The sequence below is a fragment of the Kitasatospora putterlickiae genome, assembly GCF_039527695.1.
Classification (GTDB): domain Bacteria; phylum Actinomycetota; class Actinomycetes; order Streptomycetales; family Streptomycetaceae; genus Kitasatospora; species Kitasatospora putterlickiae.
In genome coordinates, this window is the sequence record NZ_BAAAKJ010000314.1 from 1 (window position 1) to 7,640 (window position 7,640).

The window sequence follows — 7,640 nt, forward strand, 5'->3', positions numbered from 1 at the left end:
CGGCCGGCGCCTGCACGAGGCCGGCTCCAGCCGGGTCGGGGCCGCCCCACGACGGGTCAGCTGCACGTGCGGTCCTTCGCGGGGATCCGGCCCGTCGTCAGGTAGCTTGTGACATCGGCGTCGGCGCAGGTCGGACGGCCGCTCACCACCACGCCATGGCCCTCACCTCCGGCGACCGTGACCATACGGGCGCCGTGCAGGGCGCGCCGCATGCCCTGGGCCATCGCCACCGGTGTCTGCGGGTCCCACTCGTTCTGGACGATCAGGGCCGGGACGTCGTTGTCGACCACGGTGGCCCTTTCACGCGGGGCGGACTTCCAGAAGGCGCAGGGCTGAACGGTGGCGCCGAAGTCGCCCGCGAGCGGGCGGGCGGCGCGGTCGCGGATGGCGTCGTGGCGGTACTGCTCCGGGTCGCGCGGCCAGGCCCTGCCCTCCCCGCACAGCACCGACCAGGCGACGGAGACGACGTTGTCCACATCCGGCGTCCGCGGGGGAGCCTCGGCCCGCACGACACCGGCACCACTGCCGGCCGGGGCCGCAGTGCCCGAAGCCGCGGCCTTCAGCGCGACGATGAACGGGGTGACGGCCTCGACCTGGACGAAGGCCCGGTACTGCCCGCGGATCGCGGCTCCGTCGAACGCCTGTCCCTCCAGGGTGATCGGCGTGCGGTCGGCGCGGGCGACCAGGTCCCAGAACGTCGCGCGGACCGCCTGCGGGGTCGCGCCCAGGCCGAAGGCCGCGTCCCGCTCGGCGGCCCACCGGGTCCAGCGGGTGAAGGCGAGTTCGGCGGCCTCGGCCGTTCCGCGCAGCACGCCGCGCCACACGAGGGCGGGGTCCAGGGCGCTGTCGAAGACGAAGCGGTCCGCCCGCCGGGGGAACATCTGGGTGTAGACGGCGCCCAGGTAGGTGCCGTACGAGTGCCCGAGGTAGGAGATCCTCCGCTCCCCCAGCGCGGCCCGGACGGCATCCATGTCCCGCGCCGTGTTGCGGGTGGTGAGGTGCGGCAACAGGTCCCCGGCCTTGGCCTGGCACTTGTCCGCGATGCTCCGTGCCCGGGCCACGTCCTGACCGAACGCCGCCGCCGAGTAAGGGTGGTTGAGGACCTGCTCGTCCCCCGCCAGGCCGCAGTGGACGGGCGCGCTGCGTCCGACCCCGCGCGGGTCGAAGCCGATCAGGTCGAAGCGCTCCCGCACCTGCGCCGCCAGCAGCGGCGCCATCCCGGCCGGCATCGTCAGCCCCTCACCGCCCGGCCCGCCGGGGTTCATCAGCAGCACGCCACGCCGCTTCGCCGGGTTCTCCGCCGGGATCCGGGACACCGCGATCCCGATGGTCCGGCCGCCCGGATCAGCGTAGTCCAGCGGCACCTTCACCACGGTGCACTCCAACGACGCCGGCTGGTCCTGCGCGCACCGCTCCCACCGCAGTTGCTGCCGCCCCCCGCCCAGCAGCGCCTCACCGTCCCCGGCGAACGCGGTCGCCGGCGTGAGCGCCGCCAGCACGGCCGCACCCGCCACCGTCACAGAAGTCCTTCGTCCAATACGCAGCACCATGCCGCCCCCAATGCGGAACTCGGTCTCTCGGATCGCCACCAGTCTCCGGCCGCCCACAGCCGCCACCAGTCCTGCCGCGGGATGGCTTCAAGATCCACCGCAAGTACCGCCCGGCGGCCCTCCCCCTTACGGGGCCGAAGCCACCAACCCCGAGACGGCCCCGCCACAGCCGGCCACCTACGCCCGCCGGGACCCACGCCTACCTGAGCGAGCGGCTCACCGACGCCGGCGCCGCCCACCTCCTGGACGCGCTCCGGCGACCTCCTCGAAGCGCTCGGCCGGCTGCCGCTCGCCCTCGCCCACGCCGCCGCCTACATGATCAACGAGCACGCGGACCGCGGCGCCTGTCTCCAGCCGTTCAGCGACCGCACCCTGCGACTGGACGCCCTGATGCCGGCGGGCACCGGCGGCTACGGACGACGGCTACGGACGCCGCGTCACCGCCTCCCTCCTGCTCGCCCTCGCCGCCGGGCGGCGCGAACCCGTCGGCCTCGCCGTCCCCGCGATCCGCCTGCCCGCCCGCCTCGACCCCGCCCGCCACCCCCGGCGGCTCCGGCACACCGAAGCCGTCACCGACCACCTGACCGCCCACCGCACCCCGTCACCCGGCGACCCCGACCCCGACCCCGACCCCGCCCCGTCACCCCCGCCCCGGCCCGCTCCACCACTACGCCCTCCTCCCCCACGACCCCCGCGACGGCCGCCGGGCGGTCCGCCTCCACGCCCTCACCCCCCGGGCCACAACGCGAGACACCCCTGCCAGCCAGGTGCCCGCCACCGTCCACACCGCCACCGACGCCCTCCACCAGACCTGGCCGAAGGCGCGGCGATCGCCTCGTTGAGGGCCATCGCGTGCCGCGCCCCGGAGCAGCCGCGCCCCGGGCGGCGCCGCCCATCTCCGAGCGGACCATCCCCAGCACGGCGGCGGCCGCGTCCAACCCGGCCGCGCCCTCCAGCCGCCACGTCTTGTGCCGGTCCCGGGTGTTGCCGTCCGAGGCGACCAGGCCGTGCCTGGTACCGGACGGCCTCAAGACCGGGGTCGGCCCCTCCCGAGAGGGCGGCCTTCTCCCCGGCCCGGCCGCGCGGTTGGATCCGCGCCAACGCCGGCCGCCTCGGCCCCGGCGCTTCGGAGGGGTGAGCGGCCGACTTGATCGTTCGAGAATTCCCGCACTATTATCGTGCGGAAATAGTCGAACGATTGAAGGTGGTGCCGATGTCGCCGTCACGGGTGTACGAGCATCCCGAGGTTGACGAGATCGCGATCCCGCGGGTGCTCTTCGCGCTGAGCGAGCCGCTGCGGCTGTCGATGGTGCGGGTGCTCGCGGAGCGCGGCGAGGTGGACAGCGTCGAACTGGGGCCGGACCTGCCGCGGTCGACGCTCACGCACCACACCGGCCTGCTGCGCGAATCCGGGGTGGTGTTCGTCCGAGCCGAAGGACGCAAGTGCATGATCCGGCTGCGCCAGGACGACCTGGAGACGCGCTTCCCGGGCCTGATCGGCACGGTCCTCAACGGGTACCAGGAGGCCGCTCCCGCCGAGGAGGACGCGTGATCCGCCACGTCTGGCCCCTTGTCGCGGCCGCGATCGCGCTGGGTGTCGATGCCTACGTCCTCGCCGGAGTGCTGCCCTCGATCGCCGACTCGCTCGCCACGACGGTCGCGGCGGTCGGCCTGGGCGTGACGGGCTTCACCGCGGCGTACGCCCTGGCCGGGCCGTCGCTGTCGGGAACGCTGGTCCGCGGGAGTACCGCCAGGGCGCTGCTGATCGCGCTGGGGGTGTTCAACCTCGGCAACCTCATCACCGCGGTCGCGCCGGGGATCGAGGTCTTCCTCGCCTCGCGGGCGATCGCGGGCGCCGGTGCCGGTGTGCTCACCGCGGTGGCGACCGCGGCCGCCGCCGCGATGGCCGCCGACCACGAACGAGGGCGCGCCATGGCCCTGGTGACCTTCGGGCTGTCCACCGGGACGGTCGCCGGAGTGCCGGTCGGGATGGTCATCGGCAACCAGCTGAACTGGCGGTGGACGATGGGCCTGGTCGTCGCCATCGGCCTCCTCGGCATGGGAGCGCTGGCCGTCAAGGCGCGCACGATCCCCCCACTACCCGCTTCGCGCGGTCCCGCCCTCGCGGTGCTGAAGTCATCGAGGACCCTCACCGGGGTCGCTGCCGCGTTCCTCCTCGGCGTGGCCAGCCTCGGGCTCTACACCTACCTGCTGCCCATGGCCGAGGCCCGGGGACTCCAGGGCTGGGGCTTCGCGCTGGTATGGGCCTGGGGCATCGGCGGAGTCGCCGGCTCCGCCCTGGTCGGCAGGTCCCTGGACGCCTACGGGCCCCGTGCGCCGCTCATCGTCCTGCCCGCCGCGCTGCTCGGGAGCTTCGCCGCCCTCTGGGTCTTCACCTCCCCGGCCGTGTGGCTCGTCGCGGCGGCGTGCTGGGGAGCGGCGGGATGGGCCGGCGTCCCCACCCTGCAGCAGGCCCTGACCGGGGACCGGCCCGAGCAGGCGATGCCGGTCGTCGCGTTCCAGATGGCCGCCATGTACCTCGGCTCCGCCACAGGCGCCGCCACAGGCAGCGCCCTGCTCGCCGGCCACGTCGATCCAGGCGACCTGCCCGCCTGGGCACTGGCGCCCGCGGCTGTGGCCCTGCTCCTCACCGGGCGGCTCGCCATCGCCGGACTCCGGCCTCACGCTCAGCACCGCATCACACACCTCCCCTGCGAGGCCGCGGACTGAGGACACCGGCGCCGGGACCGGCCACCCGACCAGCTGACAGCACACCACAAGGCGAGGTCCCCCCGACAGTGCCGGCCATCCCGCTACCCCGCCGGCGGGCCACCCGATGCGCCGGCCCCGAACCCCTGACGGCCGCGACCGCCAGCACCCACCTCCTGACGGCGCCCCGCATCAACACCCACCTCACAACAGACTGTCCCGGCGCCCTCCAGTAACCCGAATCACGGGCCCGCCACCAGCAACGACACCCGATAATCAAGAACCACACCCGGAAAAACACCACCCAGGCCCGGACCACCAAGACCAGCAACAACCACCAAGCCACCACCACAGCCACCCCCAAACAACCCCCCTCCCACCACCACCCCCGACCGCCGAGGAGATCCTCGCCGATGGACGGGCAACGATCGTCGCCGCACTCTGCGACCTCGCCGAGCAGACCACCCAACCGGCGCGACGCAGCCTGTACCTGGAGATCCAACGGGAGGTCGAGATGTCCACAACGTTCGCCGACCTGCGCGAGGCCTGCGGAACCCTCACGTTCCGCCAGGCCGACGGGTACCGGCTGGACCGCTGGAACGCGCTGTCGACGAGCCCGGCCGAGTCCTACGACGAGCGCCCGCGCGGCATCAACCGGTGCTCCTGGACACGGCGGGTGACGTACGAGTGGGTCCGGCCCGGCCAAGGGGACAAGCACCCCTACAGGGACGGGTACTGACGGTGCCCGCCGTCGCATAGGCCGGCGCGTTACCGCACGCAGGCATGCCGGCAGGCGGCCCTGCGCCGGCAGGGACTGGAGGAGGCGGTGCCGCAGATACAGAAGGAGGCTGGGAAGCTGTTGGAGAAGCTGGGCGCGGGCCCGCCCCGGGTGGCACGGGGGCGGCTGGGGAAACGGGACGCGGGCGAGCTCCACCGGCCGTCGTCCACGCCCGGACCGCCCTGGAACATCTCGCCTCACTACGGCGGATCCTCGGACCGGACCAGGCAACGGCGCCCGGGCCCGACGACACCACCGCGCCCGCGACGGGCGGGAGCGGCACCGGGCCCGCCGGGGCGCGGTTCGGGGCGGCGCCCCGGCCGCAGCGGCGTCATTCGTGGCGGATCATCCAGGACAGGAAGACCATGAGGCCCGCCCAGCCGAGTACGGCGAGGGGAAGCACGACGGCCGGGGGCACGTGGAGCTGCAGCGCCACCACGCTGCCGAAGAGCGGGGGGACGGCGAAGAAGACGGCGGAGCAGACCGTGATCCGGAAGAGGCCCATGGTCGGTTTGCCCAGCCCCAGCCGGGTCAGGGCCGGCCTCGTGCCGTGGATGACCAGTGACGATCCCAGGAACCCCAGCGCCGTCAGTTCCAGGCACGCCCGCAGCGGCACCTGCGGGGCCCTGGCCCGGTGTCCGGCTGCGGCAACCTCGACCACCCGGCCCCGGAAGACCGTCAGCTCCACCGCGGAGCCCGGTGGCATGGCGTCGTAGAACGCCTCGTCGACGTCGTACACGCCGTAGATCGACACCGTCTCCCTGGCGACCGCCAGTTGGTAGACGGTTCCTTCGCGGCTCCCGTGGGTGGACCGCTCCGCCACCCTGCCGGTCTCGTGCCGCAGACAGTCCGCGCCGGATGCCGCCGTCGCGCCGCACACCGGTGCGTGCAGGTAGGCGGTCACCTCGTCGTACGTGAGGACGAACGAGCGGAAGCCGAGGACGACCAGGCCCAGCCCCGCCAGCACGATCAGACCGCACACCAGCTGGGCGACGACCGCACTCGGGGACCACAGGAAGCCGCCGGAGGACCGAGCCGTGTCCCTGCGCCGGACGTTCATGGCATCCCACCCCTGTCGGGCACGTCCCGGGCATCTCCCCGATGCCTCGCGAGGATCCTCCCAGGGCGGGACCGCCGCGGCGAGCGGGTCAGGCCGGCTTGTGACGCACTTGTCGCACAGGGCGGCCGCGCTGCCGGACTTCAGCGGTGATCTGGAGGCGGCCCGGGATGGTCTCGCCGGGGAGGTGCCGGCGGAGTCGGCGCGTCTGGAGGAGGCCGAGCGGCAGGCGGCCCACGCGGTGTGGGCGGACGAGGTTCCGGCGGGGCTGTCGGGCGAGGACCGGGTCGCCGCCCGCAGCCGGCTCCAGCACATCGGCGAGCCGCCGAAGGGCGCGGCCGCGTAGTCGGCGCCCAGGGCCGCACCGCCGCGGTCACGCCCAGTAGGGCACCGCTGAGGGGGTCGCTTCGTCGGCGCCGGACGGCAGGGTCGGAAGCGGCCAGGCCGGGTCCGGTGCCCAGGTGGGCCAGCCGACGGCGAACGGCCCGGCCCGGTCGTCCAGCATGCCGATCGCGCGGCCGCGAGCCCGGTCGATCCGTCCGGCCGTGTAGTCGTCGACCACCCCGAGGCGGCGCAGCTGCGCGTACTCCTCCTCGTCCTTCCAGTGGTGCCCGGAGAAGTCGGGGGTGACGACCAGGTCGAGGGCGAGGTCCATGGTGTCGATGCCGAAGCTGTGGCGCTGGTGGGGGCGTTCGAAGTTGACGTACCAACGCAGCGGTTCCCTGGTAGTCGCGTCCTGGAAGCAGTGGACGGAGAACCACTCGCCGGCCAGGAAGTGGGAACGCACCTCGGTGCCCTGCCAGCGGTGGTGGCGAGGGTCCATGTCCCTGCCGCGAGGTCGGCGAGGCCCTGCTTGCGGGCGGTGTCGTCGACGACCCACTGCGGCATGGCGGTCCACACCCGGCCCCCGTGGACGTCGCGGCGCACCACCATGGTGCCGGGCCACCAGGCCGGGGAGTCCACTCGAAAGAGTGACGCACCGGCCCTTCCGCACGACCGTGGCCCGGAGCGGGGTGAGCGCCGGGCAAGGGGCGGGTACGGCATCGGCCGGGCTCGGCCCGTAGCACGGGCCCCGGGGTGCAACAACGCGTTGCACTCTAGGGTTTCCCCTTGGCTCGTGCAGGTCAGGGGCGCAACGCGAGGATCGGTCGAGGCCTTCGTGTTGGGCGCGTTGCATCCCGTGTCGCACCGCCGAAGGGCCAGGTTCGACGCCACCAGCAATAGGCCGGGATCCACGGCCCGCGCCGCGGACCGCCTCTTCCTCGGCCCGCCTTCTGCCCGCCGCCGCTGACCGGCCCGCTGGGAAGAGAGAAGGCCGGCGGGGCGGAGTCGGCCTACGCCGCCCACATCGCCCCGGCCCGGGGCGGTGTGGGCGAGCGCGATGATGACACGCGGGAGGCCGTAGGCGGCCAGCACGTCGGCCGCGGCGATGAGCCCGGTCAGGTACCAGGGCAGGTGGCCCGGGTCACCTGCCGGGTAGGAGACGCCCGCGCACCCGAAGGCCATCACCATCACGAACAACAACAGGACCGTGAACAGGCGGCTG

At 73.9% G+C, this 7,640-nt stretch carries 7 protein-coding genes; 4 read left to right on the forward strand and 3 right to left on the reverse strand.

What is annotated here, in order from left to right:
• Positions 1-56 precede the first annotated feature (56 nt).
• Positions 57-1,514, reverse strand: a complete 1,458-nt coding sequence (locus tag ABD308_RS29820; RefSeq protein ID WP_344341673.1) for an alpha/beta hydrolase — start codon at positions 1,512-1,514, stop codon at positions 57-59.
• 1,249 nt (positions 1,515-2,763) lie between these two features.
• Here ABD308_RS29820 and ABD308_RS29825 point away from each other — a divergent pair.
• The 3 genes from ABD308_RS29825 (at position 2,764) to ABD308_RS29835 (ending at position 4,998) form a co-directional block, all read left to right on the forward strand.
• Positions 2,764-3,102, forward strand: a complete 339-nt coding sequence (locus ABD308_RS29825) for an ArsR/SmtB family transcription factor (protein WP_344341676.1) — start codon at positions 2,764-2,766, stop codon at positions 3,100-3,102.
• Positions 3,099-4,280 (forward strand): MFS transporter, encoded by a 1,182-nt coding sequence (locus tag ABD308_RS29830; protein WP_344341679.1) that lies wholly within the window; start codon positions 3,099-3,101, stop codon positions 4,278-4,280. Before ABD308_RS29825 ends, ABD308_RS29830 begins: the two co-directional genes overlap by 4 nt.
• Positions 4,281-4,773: 493 nt before the next feature.
• Positions 4,774-4,998, forward strand: a complete 225-nt coding sequence (locus ABD308_RS29835) for a hypothetical protein (protein ID WP_344341683.1) — start codon at positions 4,774-4,776, stop codon at positions 4,996-4,998.
• Positions 4,999-5,368: 370 nt separating this feature from the next.
• Here the strand turns inward: ABD308_RS29835 and ABD308_RS29840 are convergent, their stop codons facing one another.
• On the reverse strand, positions 5,369-6,097 hold the full coding sequence (locus tag ABD308_RS29840; protein ID WP_344341686.1) for a hypothetical protein: 729 nt from the start codon (positions 6,095-6,097) through the stop codon (positions 5,369-5,371).
• A gap of 109 nt (positions 6,098-6,206) precedes the next feature.
• On the opposite strand from ABD308_RS29840, the gene ABD308_RS29845 reads away from it, so the two are divergent.
• Positions 6,207-6,440 carry a hypothetical protein gene (locus tag ABD308_RS29845; protein WP_344341689.1) on the forward strand — a complete coding sequence of 78 codons (234 nt, stop codon included), beginning with the start codon at positions 6,207-6,209 and terminating at the stop codon, positions 6,438-6,440.
• A 27-nt stretch (positions 6,441-6,467) separates the two neighbouring features.
• Here ABD308_RS29845 and ABD308_RS29850 read toward each other — a convergent pair whose 3' ends face one another.
• Complete coding sequence (locus tag ABD308_RS29850; protein WP_344341691.1) at positions 6,468-6,917, reverse strand: ribonuclease FAU-1 family protein; 450 nt, start codon at positions 6,915-6,917, stop codon at positions 6,468-6,470.
• Positions 6,918-7,640: the final 723 nt, after the last annotated feature.

What these genes read in the sequence shown, in the direction of transcription:
- ABD308_RS29825 (WP_344341676.1), top strand. Translation starts at nt 2,764, where the DNA reads ATGTCGCCGTCACGGGTGTACGAGCATCCCGAGGTTGACGAGATCGCG.
- ABD308_RS29835 (WP_344341683.1), top strand. Translation starts at nt 4,774, where the DNA reads ATGTCCACAACGTTCGCCGACCTGCGCGAGGCCTGCGGAACCCTCACG.
- ABD308_RS29840 (WP_344341686.1), bottom strand. Translation starts at nt 6,097, where the DNA reads ATGAACGTCCGGCGCAGGGACACGGCTCGGTCCTCCGGCGGCTTCCTG.
- ABD308_RS29850 (WP_344341691.1), bottom strand. Translation starts at nt 6,917, where the DNA reads ATGGACCCTCGCCACCACCGCTGGCAGGGCACCGAGGTGCGTTCCCAC.